The organism is Tepidiphilus sp. HLB4, assembly GCF_054823945.1.
The window spans coordinates 1-15,246 of sequence record NZ_JSYB01000017.1; the positions used below are offsets into that span (position 1 = coordinate 1).

Here is a 15,246-nt window from a genome sequence, read left to right on the forward strand (position 1 = left end):
CTTGCGCTTCGCCATCCGTGAAGGCGGCCGCACCGTCGGTGCCGGCGTCGTCTCCAAGATCATCGAGTAAGTATCCGGTCTTAACCCCGCCGGGATTCGTTCCGGCGGCCGCAGGGGCATAGCTCAATTGGCAGAGCGTCGGTCTCCAAAACCGAAGGTTGGGGGTTCGATTCCCTCTGCCCCTGCCATCATTTCTTCGACGGACAACCCGGATCCATGGATCGTCTCAAATATCTGATCGCGCTGCTGCTGCTTGCGGCCGGCATCGCCGGCTACTACGTTTTCGGCGAATGGCCGCTCGTCGCGCGGGCCGCGGTCGTCATCGCCGGTACGCTCGCCGCGGCCGCCGTCGTGCTTTTCGCCACTCCTGCGGGGGCGCGTTTCCTCGAGTTCTGGCGCGGTACGCTCGCCGAGGTGCGTAAGGTCGCCTGGCCGTCGCGCAAGGAGACGATCCAATCCACGTTGGTCGTGTTTGCCTTCGTCACGACGATGGCGCTTTTCTTGTGGCTGACCGACAAGACCCTGGAGTGGGTCTTGTACGACTTGATCCTCGGGTGGAAGTGATGGCCAAGCGCTGGTATGTCGTACAGGCCCATGCGGGCTATGAAAAACAGGTGCAAAAGGCCCTGCAGGAGCGGATCAAGCGCGCCGGCATGGAAGACCTCTTTGGCCGCATCCTCGTGCCCGTGGAAAAAGTCGTCGAGATGCGCTCTGGCCAGAAGACCGAGACCGAGCGCAAGTTCTATCCCGGCTACGTGCTCGTCGAAATGGAGATGAACGACGACACCTGGCATCTGGTCAGATCCTTGCCCAAGGTGTCCGGGTTCGTCGGCGGTACGCCCACCAAGCCTGCCCCCATCCCCGAGCGCGACGTCGAGAAAATCCTGCAGCAGATGCAGGAGGGCGGCGAGAAACCGCGTCCGCGCATCGTCTTCGAGCCGGGCGAGGTGGTGCGCATCAAAGAAGGGCCTTTTGCGGATTTCATGGGCACGGTGGAAGAGGTGGACTACGATCGCAGCCGCCTGACGGTGGCCGTGACCATCTTCGGCCGCGCCACCCCGGTTCAACTGGAATTTTCTCAGGTCGAGAAGACCTGAGAGATCGCGGCACCGCCGCACCCCGAGGAGCCGCCCAAATGGGCGGCGTTTGCACTCACATTTAGGAGTCATCATTCATGGCGAAGAAAATCGTCGGCTATATCAAACTGCAAGTGCCGGCGGGCAAGGCCAACCCCAGCCCCCCGATCGGCCCCGCGCTCGGCCAGCGCGGCCTCAACATCATGGAATTCTGCAAGGCCTTCAACGCCCGCACGCAGGGCATGGAGCCGGGCTTGCCGATTCCGGTGATCATCACCGCCTATTCGGACAAGTCCTTCACGTTCATCTTGAAGACCCCGCCGGCCACCATCCTCATCAAGAAGGCCGTCGGCATCCAGAAGGGTTCGGCCAAGCCGCACGTCGACAAGGTCGGCAAGATCACTCGGGCCCAGCTCGAAGAGATTGCCAAGACCAAGATGCCGGACCTCACCGCGGCGGACATGGATGCGGCGGTGCGCACCATCGCCGGCTCTGCGCGCAGCATGGGCGTGACTGTGGAGGGGGTGTGACATGGCCAAGCTCAGCAAACGCATGCGTGCCATCAAAGAGAAGGTCGATCGCAACCGCGCCTATTCCCTGAGCGAGGCGCTCGCGCTTGCCAAGGAGACGGCGCTGGCCAAGTTCGACGAGTCGATCGACATCGCCGTCAATCTGGGCGTCGATCCGCGCAAATCCGACCAGGTGGTGCGCGGCGCCGTCGTGCTGCCCGCCGGGACCGGCAAGTCGGTGCGCGTGGCCGTCTTCGCCCAAGGGCCCAAGGCCGAGGAAGCCAAGGCCGCCGGAGCCGATCTCGTCGGCATGGAAGATCTCGCCGAACAGGTCAAAGCGGGCAAGATCGACTTCGACGTGTGCATCGCCTCGCCCGACGCCATGCGTGTGGTCGGCCAGCTCGGCCAGATCCTCGGTCCGCGCGGGCTCATGCCCAACCCGAAAGTCGGTACCGTCACGCCCGACGTCGCCACCGCAGTGAAGAATGCCAAGGCGGGCCAAGTTCAGTTCCGCACCGACAAATACGGCATCGTGCACGCCTCCATCGGGCGCGCCTCCTTTGCCGTGGAGGCGCTCGAGCAGAACGCCAAGGCGCTCGTCGATGCCCTCCTGAAGGCCAAGCCGGCGGCGGTGAAAGGATCCTACCTGCGCAAGCTCGCCGTCTCGAGCACCATGGGGGTGGGCATCAAGGTCGACCCGGCCTCGGCCGTGCAGGCGTAAAAAAGAACTTTGGGCCGTCGCGGCGGTTCGCCGTCGCGGCGGGTTGTCAAAGACCGCTGGGGGTTTTCGCCTCAAACGCATCGTTGCGATGCGCCCAGCGCAGATGGCGTCACCCGAAGCAGGAACTTTCCGGTTTGCCGGAACCGCTCCTGATGAAGGTCGCCGTGGCGCATCCCGGAAACGGGGTGCAGTAACCGTAGGAGTAGACCGTGGGACTCAATCTCGACGAGAAGAAGGCGATAGTCGCCGAAGTCGCGGCCCAGGTGGCCGGGGCGGGGGCGATCATCGTCGCCGAGTACCGTGGTCTCGAAGTCGCGCAAATCACCGAGCTGCGCAAGCGGGCACGCCAATCCGGCGTTTACCTGCGCGTGCTGAAGAACACCCTGGTGCGCCGGGCGCTCGCTGGCACTCCCTTCGAGTGCCTTGCCGATCGCCTCGTCGGCCCCCTGATCTATGGCATCGCCAAGGATCCGGTGGCCTGCGCCAAGGTGTTGTTCGACTTTGCGAAAGACGCCGAAAAGCTCGTGATCAAGGGCGGCGCCATGCCCAACTACCCGCTCGATGCGGCGGGAGTGAAAGCCCTGGCGTCCATGCCGAGCCGCGAAGAGCTGCTCGCCACCTTGGTCGGTACGCTGCAGGCGCCGATCGCCAAGTTCGTGCGCACGCTCAACGAGGTGCCCAGCAAGTTCGTGCGCACGCTCGCCGCGGTGCGCGACGCGAAAGAGACCGCTTGACCCCTTCGTAACCCTTTTGCCTCCCGGGCGAAACCTATCAGGAGTGAATCATGGCTTTGACGAAAGAAGAAATCCTCGACGCGATCGCCAGCATGTCGGTGCTCGAACTCTCCGAGCTCATCAAGGCGATGGAAGAGAAATTCGGCGTCTCCGCCGCGGCCGCCGTGGCCGTGGCGGCTGCTCCGGCCGCTGGCGGCGCCGCTGCCGCGCCGGCTGCCGAAGAGAAGACCGAGTTCGACGTGATCCTGCAAGAAGCCGGCGCGAAGAAAGTCGAGGTCATCAAGATCGTGCGCGCGGCCACGGGCCTTGGCCTCAAGGAAGCCAAGGATCTGGTCGACGGTGCGCCCAAGCCCGTCAAGGAAGGTATCTCCAAAGACGAAGCCGAAAAACTCAAGAAAGAGCTCGAAGCCGCCGGTGCCAAGGTCGAAATCAAGTAATCGCCTCGAAGCCGTGCTGGAGGCTGGCGCCCCTTGGGCGTCAGCCTTTTCGCGCTTGTGCCTCGAGAAAACGGCACCGAGCCCGTCGCTGGCGGGCTGAGTCCCGTTTTCTCCCCCACGTCCGACATTGCCTGGAGCACTCATGGCGTACTCTTACACCGAAAGGAAACGCATCCGCAAGAGCTTTGCCAAGCGCAAGCCCATTTTGGATGTCCCGTTTTTGCTGGCTACCCAGGTCGATTCCTACGCCGAATTCCTTCAGCTCGGGGTGCCGCCCGAGCAGCGTGAAAACAAGGGGCTGCAGGCCGCGTTCCAGTCCATTTTCCCCATCGTCAGCGTCACCGGCAACGCCCGCCTCGAATTCGTCCAATATTTCCTTGGCGAACCGGTGTTCGACGTCAAGGAATGCCAGCTGCGAGGGCTCACGTACTGCGTTCCGCTGCGCGCGCGCGTGCGCCTGGTGCTGCTCGACCGGGCCACCAACTACGAAACGGTCAAGGAAGTGAAGGAGCAGGAAGTGTTCATGGGCGAGATCCCGCTCATGACCGAGAACGGCTCTTTCATCATCAACGGAACCGAACGCGTCATCGTCTCGCAACTGCACCGCTCGCCCGGCGTCTTCTTCGAGCACGACAAGGGCAAGACCCACTCCTCCGGCAAGCTCCTTTTCTCGGCGCGCATCATCCCCTACCGTGGCTCCTGGATCGACTTCGAGTTCGACCCGAAGGACTGCCTCTACTTCCGCATCGACCGGCGGCGCAAGATGCCGGTCACGGTGCTGCTGCGCGCCATCGGCATGACCACGGAACAGATCCTCGAGACCTTCCACGATTTCGAAGACTTCCGCATCGAAAACGGCCGCTTCTTCTACCGCATCGTGCCCGAACGGCTCAAGGGTGAGATCGCGCGCTTCGAGATTCGCGACGCCGAGGGCAATGTCATCATTGCCAAAGACAAGCGCATCAATGCCAAGAACGTGCGCGATCTCAAGCGCGCGGGCATCGAGGAAGTGGAGGTCGACGACGAATTCCTGCTGGGGCGCATCATCGCGCGGGAACTGGTCGACCCTGAAACCGGCGAGATCATTGCGCACGCCAACGACGAGATCACCGAAGAGGTGGTCGAGCGCCTGCGCCAATCCTCGCTCAAGGGATTCCAGACCCTGCTCGTCAACGACCTCGACCGCGGCCCTTACATCTCCCAGACCCTGCGGCTGGACGACACCACCGACGCCTGGTCGGCCAAGGTGGCGATCTACCGCATGATGCGCCCCGGCGAGCCGCCCACCGAGGAGGCGGTCGAAAACCTCTTCCAGGGACTCTTCTATTCGCCCGATCGCTACGATCTCTCGGCGGTGGGGCGCATGAAGTTCAACAGCCGCGCCTATCCGCCGCTCGAGCAGCTCGATCCCAATTCGCCCGACTGGATCAAGCGTTTCTTCGAGCGTGTCGGTCCCAGGGGTGCAGAGGGCAAGGGGACGCTGGACAATGAAGACCTCATCGCCGTGATCGCGCTCCTCGTCGAGCTGCGCAATGGTCACGGCGAGGTCGACGACATCGACCACCTCGGCAACCGCCGCGTGCGCTGCGTCGGGGAACTGGCGGAGAACCAGTTCCGTGCCGGGCTCGCCCGAGTCGAGCGCGCCGTCAAGGAGCGTCTGGTGCAGGCCGAGGCCGAAAACCTCATGCCGCACGACCTCATCAACGCCAAGCCCATTTCGGCGGCGATCAAGGAGTTCTTCGGTTCGAGCCAGCTCTCCCAGTTCATGGACCAGACGAACCCGCTCTCCGAGATCACGCACAAGCGGCGCGTCTCGGCGCTCGGCCCCGGCGGTTTGACGCGCGAGCGTGCAGGGTTCGAAGTGCGCGACGTGCACCCCACCCACTATGGGCGCCTGTGCCCGATCGAGACCCCAGAAGGCCCCAATATCGGCCTCATCAACTCGCTGGCGGTCTATGCCCGAACCAACAAGTACGGCTTCATCGAGACGCCGTACCGCAAGGTGATCGACGGGCGGGTCACCAATGAAGTGGTCTATATGTCGGCCATCGAGGAAGGTTCCTACGTCATCGCCCAGGCGAACTCGGAAGTCGACGCCGAAGGCCGGCTCACCGGTGCACTCGTCTCCTGCCGGCAGAGAGGCGAATTCGTCATGGTGCCGCCGGAGCAGGTGCAGTTGATGGACGTGGCGCCGCAGCAGATCGTCTCGGTGGCTGCCTCTCTCATCCCCTTCCTCGAGCACGACGACGCCAACCGGGCGCTCATGGGCGCGAACATGCAGCGCCAGGCCGTGCCCTGCCTGCGCCCGGAAAAACCCCTGGTGGGTACCGGCATGGAGCGCATCGCCGCGGCCGACTCCGGCACGGTCGTGCGCGCGCGCCGCGGCGGCGTGGTCGATTACGTCGACGCCAAGCGCATCGTCGTGCGCGTGCATGACGACGAAACCTCTCCGGGCGAAGTCGGGGTCGACATCTACAACCTCACCAAATTCACGCGCTCCAACCAGAACACCAACATCAGCCAGCGGCCCATCGTGCGCAAGGGCGACGTGATCGCTTCCGGCGACATCATCGCCGACGGTGCCTCTACCGACCTCGGTGAGCTCGCCCTGGGGCAGAACGTGCTCGTGGCCTTCATGCCCTGGAACGGCTACAACTTCGAGGACTCCATCCTCATCTCCGAGCGCGTGGTGGCCGAGGATCGCTTCACCTCGATCCACATCGAGGAGCTCACGGTCGTGGCGCGCGACACCAAGCTCGGACCCGAGGAGATCACACGCGACATCGCCTCCCTTGGCGAAGCGCAGCTTGGCCGGCTCGACGAATCCGGCATCATCCACATCGGCGCCGAGGTCAAGGCGGGCGACGTGCTGGTGGGTAAGGTCACGCCCAAGGGCGAGGCCCAGCTCACGCCGGAAGAAAAACTGCTGCGGGCGATCTTCGGCGAGAAAGCTTCCGACGTGAAGGACTCCTCGCTGCGTGTGCCCACCGGCATGAGCGGCACCGTCATCGACGTGCTCGTTTTCACCCGCGAAGGCATCGAGCGCGACAAGCGGGCGCAGTCCATCATCGACGACCAGCTGCGGGCCTATCGCAAGGACCTCAACGACCAGATGCGCATCTTCGAGCGCGATGCCTTCCAGCGCGTGCGCCGTCTGCTCGTCGGCCAGAAGGCCAACGGCGGTCCCAAGCGTCTGGCCAAAGGCAGCGTGATCGACGAGGCCTATCTCGATGCGATCGAACCGCATCAGTGGTTCGACATCCGCGTCGAGGACGAGACGCTCGCTGCCCAGCTCGAAGCCGTGCGCGAGGGCCTGGAGAAAATGCGCAAGGCCTTCGACGAAGCCTTCGAGCACAAGCGGCGCAAGCTCACCCAGGGCGACGAGCTGCCCCCGGGTGTGCTCAAGATGGTCAAAGTCTATCTCGCCGTCAAGCGCCGTCTGCAGCCTGGCGACAAGATGGCCGGCCGTCACGGCAACAAAGGCGTGGTCTCCAAGATCGTTCCGGTCGAGGACATGCCGTTCATGGCCGACGGGCGCCCCGTCGACATCGTCCTGAACCCCTTGGGCGTGCCCTCGCGCATGAACATCGGCCAGATCCTCGAAACCCATCTCGGCCGTGCCGCCCGGGCGCTGGGCGAGCGCATCGGCGAGATGCTGCGCCGTCAGGCGGCGGTGCAGGAAGTGCGCGACTTCCTCGAGAAAATCTACAACGAGCGCGGCCACAGCGAGGCGCTCGGCGAGCTCAGCGACGAGGAACTCCTCGAGATGGCGCGCAACCTCGAAAAAGGCGTGCCTTTTGCCTCGCCCGTTTTCGAGGGGGCGGCGGAAGAGGACATCGCCGCCATGTTCCGGCTCGCCGGCATCGAGGGAACCGAGCAGGTCACGCTCTACGACGGCCAGACGGGCGAACCTTTCGAGCGCCCCGTCACGGTGGGCTACAAGCACATGCTGAAGCTGCACCACCTCGTCGACGACAAGATGCACGCGCGCTCCACCGGTCCGTACTCGCTGGTGACGCAGCAGCCGCTCGGCGGCAAGGCGCAGTTCGGCGGTCAGCGCTTCGGCGAGATGGAGGTCTGGGCGCTGGAAGCCTACGGCGCGGCATACACCCTGCAAGAGATGCTCACCGTCAAGTCCGACGACGTGGTCGGCCGCACCAAGGTCTACGAGAGCATCGTCAAGGGCGAGCACCGCATCATCGCCGGCATGCCCGAATCCTTCAACGTGCTGTTGAAGGAAATCCGCTCGCTCGCGCTCGACATCGATCTGGAACGCTATTGATCAGGCGGCTCTATTCCGCCAGGAGAATTCATCCATGACTAGCTTGCTCGCCGATCTGTTCAAACAGTCGCTGCCGCAGGAAAACGAGTTCGATGCGATCACCATCCGGCTCGCTTCGCCGGAGAAGATCCGCTCGTGGTCCTATGGCGAAGTCAAGAAGCCCGAGACCATCAACTACCGCACCTTCAAGCCCGAGCGCGACGGCCTCTTCTGCGCCAAGATCTTCGGCCCGATCAAGGACTACGAGTGCCTGTGCGGCAAGTACAAGCGGCTCAAGTACCGCGGCGTGATCTGCGAGAAGTGCGGCGTCGAGGTGACCGTGTCGCGCGTTCGCCGCGAGCGTATGGGGCACATCGAGCTCGCATCGCCCGTCTCTCACATCTGGTTCCTGAAGAGCCTGCCGAGCCGCCTCGGGCTGGTGCTCGACATGACGCTGCGCGACATCGAGCGCATCCTCTACTTCGAGGCCTACGTCGTCATCGAGCCGGGGCTCACGCCGCTCAACCGCGGCCAGCTCATGACCGAAGAGCAGTACCACGCGGCCTTCGAGGAGTACGGCGACGATTTCGTGGCCATGATGGGGGCCGAGGCCATCCGCGAACTCCTGCGCACGCTCGACATCAAGCGCGAGATCGAGAAGCTGCGCGGCGAGCTCGAAACCACCGGCTCGGATGCCAAGATCAAGAAGATCAGCAAGCGGCTCAAGGTGCTGGAAGCCTTCAACAAGACCGGAATGCGCCCTGAGTGGATGATCCTCGAGGTGCTGCCCGTGCTGCCGCCCGATCTGCGTCCGCTCGTGCCGCTCGACGGCGGGCGCTTCGCCACCTCGGATCTCAACGATCTCTACCGCCGCGTCATCAACCGTAACAACCGACTCAAGCGCCTGCTCGAACTCAAGGCACCCGACATCATCGTGTGCAACGAGAAGCGCATGCTGCAGGAGGCGGTCGATTCGCTGCTCGACAACGGCCGGCGCGGCAAGGCGATGACCGGCCCCAACAAGCGGCCGCTCAAGTCGCTCGCCGACATGATCAAGGGCAAGGGCGGGCGTTTCCGCCAGAACCTGCTCGGCAAGCGGGTGGATTACTCCGGCCGTTCGGTCATCGTCGTCGGTCCGCAGCTGAAGCTGCACCAGTGCGGCCTGCCCAAGCTCATGGCGCTCGAGCTCTTCAAGCCCTTCATCTTCAACCGGCTGGAGAAACTCGGCTACGCCACCACCATCAAGCAGGCCAAGAAGATGGTGGAGAACCAGGAGCCGGTGGTCTGGGACATCCTCGAAGAGGTGATCTACGAGCACCCGGTGCTGCTCAACCGGGCGCCGACCCTGCACCGCCTGGGCATCCAGGCCTTCGAGCCGGTGCTCATCGAGGGCAAGGCGATCCAGCTGCACCCGCTGGTGTGTACGGCGTTCAACGCCGACTTCGACGGCGACCAGATGGCCGTGCACGTGCCGCTGTCGCTCGAAGCCCAGCTCGAGGCGCGCACCCTCATGCTCGCCTCCAACAACGTGCTCTCGCCGGCCAACGGTGAGCCCATCATCGTCCCGTCGCAGGACATCGTGCTGGGGCTTTATTACGCCACGCGCGAATCCGCCGTGGCCAAGGGCAGCGGCATGATGTTCGCCGACGTGGGCGAAGTCAAGCGCGCCTTAGAGATGGGGCAGGTATCGCTGCATGCGCGCGTCACCGTGCGTATCAAGGAGTACGACCTCGGGCCCGACGGCGAGCCCGTCGAGCGCATCACGCGGCGCGAGACCACCGTGGGCCGGGCGATCCTCTCCGAGATCCTGCCTGCCGGCCTGCCGTTCGAGCTCATCGACCAGCCGCTCAAGAAGAAGACCATCTCCAAGCTCATCAACCACGCCTACCGCAACTGCGGGCTCAAAGCCACGGTGATCTTCGCCGACAAGCTGATGACGACCGGTTATCGGCTCGCCACCCGCGGCGGCATCTCCATCGCCATCAAGGACCTGCTCGTCCCACCGCAGAAAGAGGAGATCATCCGCAAGGCCGAGGAAGAGGTCAAGGAGATCGCCCAGCAGTACGCCTCGGGTCTGGTGACGGCGGCCGAGCGCTACAACAAGGTGGTCGACATCTGGGGCCGGGCGGCCGATCTGGTGGCCAAGGCGATGATGGAGCAGCTCGCCAAGGAGAAGATCGTCACCGAAGAGGGCGAGGTGATCGAGCAGGAGTCCTTCAACTCCATCTACATGATGGCCGACTCGGGGGCGCGGGGTTCCGCTGCTCAGATCCGGCAGCTGGCCGGGATGCGGGGTCTCATGGCCAAACCCGACGGCTCGATCATCGAGACGCCCATCACCACCAACTTCCGCGAGGGCCTCAACGTCCTGCAATACTTCATCTCCACGCACGGCGCGCGCAAGGGCCTGGCCGACACGGCGCTGAAAACTGCCAACTCGGGCTACCTCACGCGGCGCCTGGTCGACGTCACGCAGGATCTGGTCGTCACCGAAGACGACTGCGGCACGCACGAAGGCTTCGCGATGAAAGCCCTCATCGAAGGGGGCGAGGTCATCGAGCCGCTGCGCGACCGCATCCTCGGGCGCGTGGCCGCCGACGACATCATCGATCCCGACACGCAGGCCACGCTCATCGAGGCCGGCACTCTGCTCGACGAGAAACTCGTGGCGCTCATCGACGAGAAGGGGATCGACGAAGTCAAGGTACGCAGCCCGCTCACCTGCCACACTCACTTCGGGGTGTGCGCCAAGTGCTACGGGCGCGACCTCGGCCGCGGCGGGCTGGTCAACGTCGGCGAGGCGATCGGCGTCATCGCCGCGCAGTCGATCGGCGAGCCGGGCACGCAGCTCACCATGCGGACCTTCCACGTGGGCGGGGCCGCCTCGCGGGCGGCCGCAGTCTCGGGGGTGGAAGCCAAGTCGGGCGGCACGGTGCGTTTCTCGCCCAACATGCGCTACGTGGTCAACGAGCGGGGGGAAAAGATCGTCATCGCCCGCTCGGCCGAAGTGCTGATCCTCGACGATGCCGGCCGCGAGCGCGAGCGCCACAAGGTTCCTTATGGTGCGACGCTGCACGTCGATGACGGACAGGCGGTGAAGGCCGGCGTCAAGCTCGCCTCCTGGGATCCGCACACCCGTCCGATCATCAGCGAATACGCCGGCACGGTGCGTTTCGACAACGTCGAAGAAGGCGTCACGGTCGCCAAGCAGGTCGACGAAGTCACCGGCCTGTCCACCCTGGTGGTGATCGACGCCAAGCAGCGCGGCAGCAGCGCCAAGATCGGCCGGCCGCAGATCCGCCTGCAGGACGAGGCGGGCAACGACGTGCTCATCCCCGGTACCGAGCATCCCTTCACCCTCAGTTTCCCGGTGGGGGCCATCATCACGGTGCGCGAAGGCCAGCACGTGGGCGTGGGTGAAGTGCTCGCCCGTATCCCGCAGGAATCGGCCAAGACGCGTGACATCACCGGTGGTCTGCCGCGCGTGGCCGAACTCTTCGAGGCCCGCTCGCCCAAGGACGCCGGAATGCTTGCCGAATACACTGGGACCGTCTCCTTCGGCAAGGAAACCAAGGGCAAACAACGGCTCATCATCACCGAACCGGACGGCACCACGCACGAGTTCCTCATTCCCAAGGAAAAGCATCTGCTGGTGCACGACGGCCAGGTGGTCAACCGCGGCGAGATCATCGTCGATGGGCCGGTCGATCCGCACGACATCCTGCGCCTGCAAGGAATCGAGGCACTCGCGCGCTACATCATCGACGAGGTGCAGGACGTCTATCGCCTGCAGGGTGTGAAGATCAACGACAAGCACATCGAGGTGATCGTGCGGCAGATGCTGCGTCGCGTCGTCATCACGGATCCGGGCGACAGCCGCTTCCTGCGCGAGGAGCAGGTCGAACGCTCGGACGTGCTGATCGAAAACGCCCGCCTGGAGAAAGAGGGCAAGATCCCGGCGCGCTTCGAGAACGTTCTGCTCGGCATCACCAAGGCGTCGTTGTCTACCGACTCCTTCATCTCGGCGGCCTCCTTCCAGGAGACCACCCGGGTGCTCACCGAAGCCGCGATCATGGGCAAGCGCGACGAGCTGCGTGGGCTCAAGGAGAACGTCATCGTCGGGCGGCTCATTCCGGCGGGGACGGGTCTGGCGCATCATCGGGCGCGGCGTCAGCGCACCCAGCTGCAGTCGGCCGAGAGCGCCTGGGCCCAAATCACCACGGCTTCTGCCACTCCTGAGGCCGAAGCCTGATTCGGACGGGGTGCGCTTGACGCGCACCCCTTTTCAAGTTAACATCGCGCGTTTATCGAACCGGCCAATCGTAGTCGGGTCGCCGAATCGCCAACGAAGGAACGAACTATGCCGACGATCAACCAGCTCGTGCGCAAGCCGCGCACCCGGGTGCGGGAGAAGAGCAAGGTCCCTGCACTGGAATCCTGCCCGCAGAAGCGGGGTGTTTGTACCCGTGTTTATACCACCACGCCGAAGAAACCGAACTCGGCCCTGCGTAAGGTCGCCAAGGTGCGGCTCACCAACGGCTACGAAGTCATCGCTTACATCGGCGGGGAAGGGCACAATCTGCAAGAGCACTCGGTCGTGCTGATCCGCGGCGGTCGGGTCAAGGACCTCCCGGGTGTGCGTTACCACATCGTCCGTGGTTCGCTCGATCTGCAGGGCGTCAAGGATCGCAAACAGGCCCGTTCGAAATACGGCGCGAAGCGGCCCAAGAAAGCCTGATCGATTCGAAACGTCACCTAGAAATCACGAGAGGTCGAAATGCCCCGTCGTCGTGAAGTACCCAAACGCGAGATTCTGCCGGATCCGAAATTCGGCAACCAGAACGTCTCCAAATTCATCAACGTCATCATGGTCTCCGGCAAGAAGTCGGTGGCCGAGCGCATCGTCTATGGCGCTTTCGAGGCGATCGCCGCCAAGACGGGCAAAGATCCCGTGCAAGTCTTCGCTGCCGCAATCGAAAACGTCAAGCCGGTGGTCGAGGTCAAGAGCCGCCGCGTGGGCGGGGCCAACTACCAGGTCCCGGTCGAGGTGCGTCCTTCCCGCCGTCTGGCGCTGTCGATGCGCTGGCTGCGCGATGCCGCGCGCAAGCGCTCCGAGAAGTCCATGGCGCAGCGCCTGGCCAACGAGCTGCTCGAAGCCTCCGAAGGGCGCGGCGCGGCCATGAAGAAACGCGAGGAAGTGCACCGCATGGCCGAGGCCAACAAGGCGTTTGCGCATTACCGTTACTGATCGCAGGCGCACTGCGCGGGAAGCCCTTCTCCGGGCTTGCCCGCATTTCGTGTTTCTGGCGAACGACATTCTGGAACTCTTGGCGGGAAAAACGACGTGGCACGCAAAACACCCATCGAACGCTACCGTAACATCGGTATCTCGGCGCACATCGACGCCGGTAAAACCACGACCACCGAACGCATCCTGTTCTACACCGGGGTCAATCACAAGATCGGCGAAGTGCACGAAGGCGCCGCGACGATGGACTGGATGGAGCAGGAACAAGAGCGGGGCATTACCATCACTTCCGCCGCGACCACCTGCTTCTGGCGCGGCATGGACATGCAATTCCCCGAGCACCGCTTCAACATCATCGACACGCCGGGCCACGTCGACTTCACCATCGAAGTCGAGCGCTCGATGCGCGTGCTCGACGGGGCCTGCATGGTCTACTGCGCGGTAGGCGGCGTGCAACCCCAGTCCGAAACCGTCTGGCGTCAGGCCACCAAGTACAAAGTGCCGCGCCTGGCCTTCGTCAACAAGATGGACCGCCAGGGGGCCAATTTCTTCAAGGTCTACGATCAGATGCGCACTCGCCTCAAGGCGAACCCCGTGCCCATCGTGATCCCCATCGGTGCCGAGGATTCGTTCGCCGGCGTGGTCGACCTCATCAAGATGAAGGCGATCATCTGGGACGAGGCTTCCCAAGGCACCAAGTTCGAATACCGCGACATCCCGGCCGAGCTGAAGGATCAGGCGCAGGAGTGGCGTGAGAAGATGGTCGAGGCGGCCGCCGAGGCGAGCGAGGAGCTCATGAACGAGTACCTCGAAAACGGCGATCTGCCCGAGGCCAAGATCGTCCAGGGGCTGCGTCTGCGCACCATCGCCACCGAGATCCAGCCCATGCTGTGCGGCTCGGCCTTCAAGAACAAGGGCGTGCAGCGCATGCTCGACGCCGTGATCGAATTCCTGCCCTCTCCGGTCGACATTCCTCCGGTGCAGGGGACCGATCCCGACGGCAACGTCGTCGAGCGCCGTGCCGCCGACGACGAGAAGTTCTGCGCGCTCGCCTTCAAGCTGATGACCGATCCCTTCGTCGGCCAGCTCACCTTCCTGCGCGTCTATTCCGGTACGCTCAACTCCGGCGACACGGTGCTCAACGCCAACAAGAACAAAAAGGAGCGCATCGGCCGCCTGCTGCAGATGCACGCCAACGAGCGCAACGAAATCAAGGAAGTGCTCGCCGGCGACATCGCCGCCGCCGTGGGACTGAAAGAAGTCACCACCGGCGAGACCTTGTGCGATCCGAGCGCCCCGATCAAGCTCGAATCCATGGTCTTCCCCGAGCCGGTGATCCACGTCGCCGTCGAACCCAAGACCAAGAGCGACCAGGAAAAGATGGGGATCGCGCTGCAGCGCCTGGCGATGGAAGACCCCTCTTTCCGCGTGCGCACCGATGAAGAATCCGGCCAGACCATCATCTCCGGCATGGGCGAGCTGCACCTGGAGATCATCGTCGATCGCATGCGCCGCGAGTTCAACGTCGAGTGCAACGTCGGCGCGCCTCAGGTGGCCTACCGCGAGACCATCCGCAAGTCGGTCGAGCAGGAAGGCAAGTTCGTCAAGCAGACCGGCGGTCGTGGTCAGTACGGTCACGTCTGGCTGCGCATCGAGCCGAACGAACCGGGCAAGGGCTATGAGTTCATCGACGCCATCAAGGGCGGCGTGGTGCCCCGCGAATACATCCCGGCCGTCGATAAGGGGGTGCAGGAAGCGCTGCAAAGCGGGGTGCTCGCCGGCTTCCCGGTGGTCGACGTCAAGGTGACGCTCTTCGACGGTTCGTACCACGAAGTCGACTCCAACGAGAACGCCTTCAAGATGGCGGGTTCCATCGCCTTCAAGGAAGGGATGAAAAAAGCCAATCCGGTCTTGCTCGAACCCATCATGGCGGTGGAAGTCGAGACTCCGGAGGAGTTCATGGGCAACGTCATGGGCGATCTCTCCGGGCGTCGCGGTGTGATCCTCGGCATGGAAGACCTTGCCGGAGGGATCAAGTCGATCCGCGCCGAGGTGCCTCTGGCCGAGATGTTCGGCTATGCCACCCAGCTGCGCTCGCTCACGCAGGGTCGCGCCACCTATACGATGGAGTTCAAGCACTACGCCGAAGCGCCCAAGTCAGTGGCCGAGGCGGTGATCAACAGCCGGAAGTGAGCGGTTTTTCTTTATCACGTTTGCAAGGGGAAATACGATGGCAAAAGCGAAGTTTGAGCGCACGAAG

The 15,246-nt window shown here is 63.8% G+C and carries 12 protein-coding genes and 1 tRNA gene; all 13 read left to right on the forward strand.

Translation table 11 applies throughout. From position 1 onward, the window contains the following. Window positions 1-70 (forward strand): EF-Tu C-terminal domain-related protein (locus tag OA56_RS04225; protein ID WP_209223782.1); only part of this gene is annotated, 70 nt, incomplete at its 5' end. 42 nt (window positions 71-112) lie between these two features. After that, a tRNA-Trp gene (locus tag OA56_RS04230) sits at window positions 113-188 on the forward strand. Window positions 189-216: 28 nt separating this feature from the next. Continuing rightward, window positions 217-564 carry a preprotein translocase subunit SecE gene (secE, locus tag OA56_RS04235; RefSeq protein WP_055424389.1) on the forward strand — a complete coding sequence of 116 codons (348 nt, stop codon included), beginning with the start codon at window positions 217-219 and terminating at the stop codon, window positions 562-564. Then, a complete protein-coding gene (gene nusG, locus OA56_RS04240; RefSeq protein WP_141056730.1) occupies window positions 564-1,097 on the forward strand; it encodes a transcription termination/antitermination protein NusG in 534 nt (177 codons plus the stop codon). Before secE ends, nusG begins: the two co-directional genes overlap by 1 nt. 77 nt (window positions 1,098-1,174) lie before the next feature. Then, entirely contained in the window at window positions 1,175-1,606 is a 432-nt protein-coding gene (gene rplK / locus OA56_RS04245; protein ID WP_055424387.1) for a 50S ribosomal protein L11, read from the forward strand. Window position 1,607: 1 nt separating this feature from the next. Further along, window positions 1,608-2,306 (forward strand): 50S ribosomal protein L1, encoded by a 699-nt coding sequence (gene rplA / locus OA56_RS04250; RefSeq protein ID WP_461583663.1) that lies wholly within the window; start codon window positions 1,608-1,610, stop codon window positions 2,304-2,306. Between the two features lie 209 nt (window positions 2,307-2,515). Beyond that, a complete protein-coding gene (rplJ, locus tag OA56_RS04255) occupies window positions 2,516-3,040 on the forward strand; it encodes a 50S ribosomal protein L10 (RefSeq protein WP_055424385.1) in 525 nt (174 codons plus the stop codon). 50 nt (window positions 3,041-3,090) lie between these two features. Then, window positions 3,091-3,477 carry a 50S ribosomal protein L7/L12 gene (gene rplL, locus OA56_RS04260; RefSeq protein WP_055424384.1) on the forward strand — a complete coding sequence of 129 codons (387 nt, stop codon included), beginning with the start codon at window positions 3,091-3,093 and terminating at the stop codon, window positions 3,475-3,477. 142 nt (window positions 3,478-3,619) lie between these two features. Beyond that, complete coding sequence (gene rpoB, locus OA56_RS04265) at window positions 3,620-7,759, forward strand: DNA-directed RNA polymerase subunit beta (protein WP_141056731.1); 4,140 nt, start codon at window positions 3,620-3,622, stop codon at window positions 7,757-7,759. A 34-nt stretch (window positions 7,760-7,793) separates the two neighbouring features. Beyond that, window positions 7,794-11,990, forward strand: coding sequence for a DNA-directed RNA polymerase subunit beta' (gene rpoC / locus OA56_RS04270; RefSeq protein WP_055424382.1), 4,197 nt, complete (start codon window positions 7,794-7,796; stop codon window positions 11,988-11,990). 108 nt (window positions 11,991-12,098) lie between these two features. Further along, a complete protein-coding gene (gene rpsL, locus OA56_RS04275; protein ID WP_028873837.1) occupies window positions 12,099-12,476 on the forward strand; it encodes a 30S ribosomal protein S12 in 378 nt (125 codons plus the stop codon). Between the two features lie 39 nt (window positions 12,477-12,515). Further along, window positions 12,516-12,986: a 30S ribosomal protein S7 gene (gene rpsG, locus OA56_RS04280; protein ID WP_055424381.1), complete on the forward strand. Its 471-nt coding sequence runs from the start codon at window positions 12,516-12,518 to the stop codon at window positions 12,984-12,986. 96 nt (window positions 12,987-13,082) lie between these two features. After that, window positions 13,083-15,179: an elongation factor G gene (gene fusA, locus OA56_RS04285; protein WP_055424380.1), complete on the forward strand. Its 2,097-nt coding sequence runs from the start codon at window positions 13,083-13,085 to the stop codon at window positions 15,177-15,179. Window positions 15,180-15,246 lie beyond the last annotated feature (67 nt).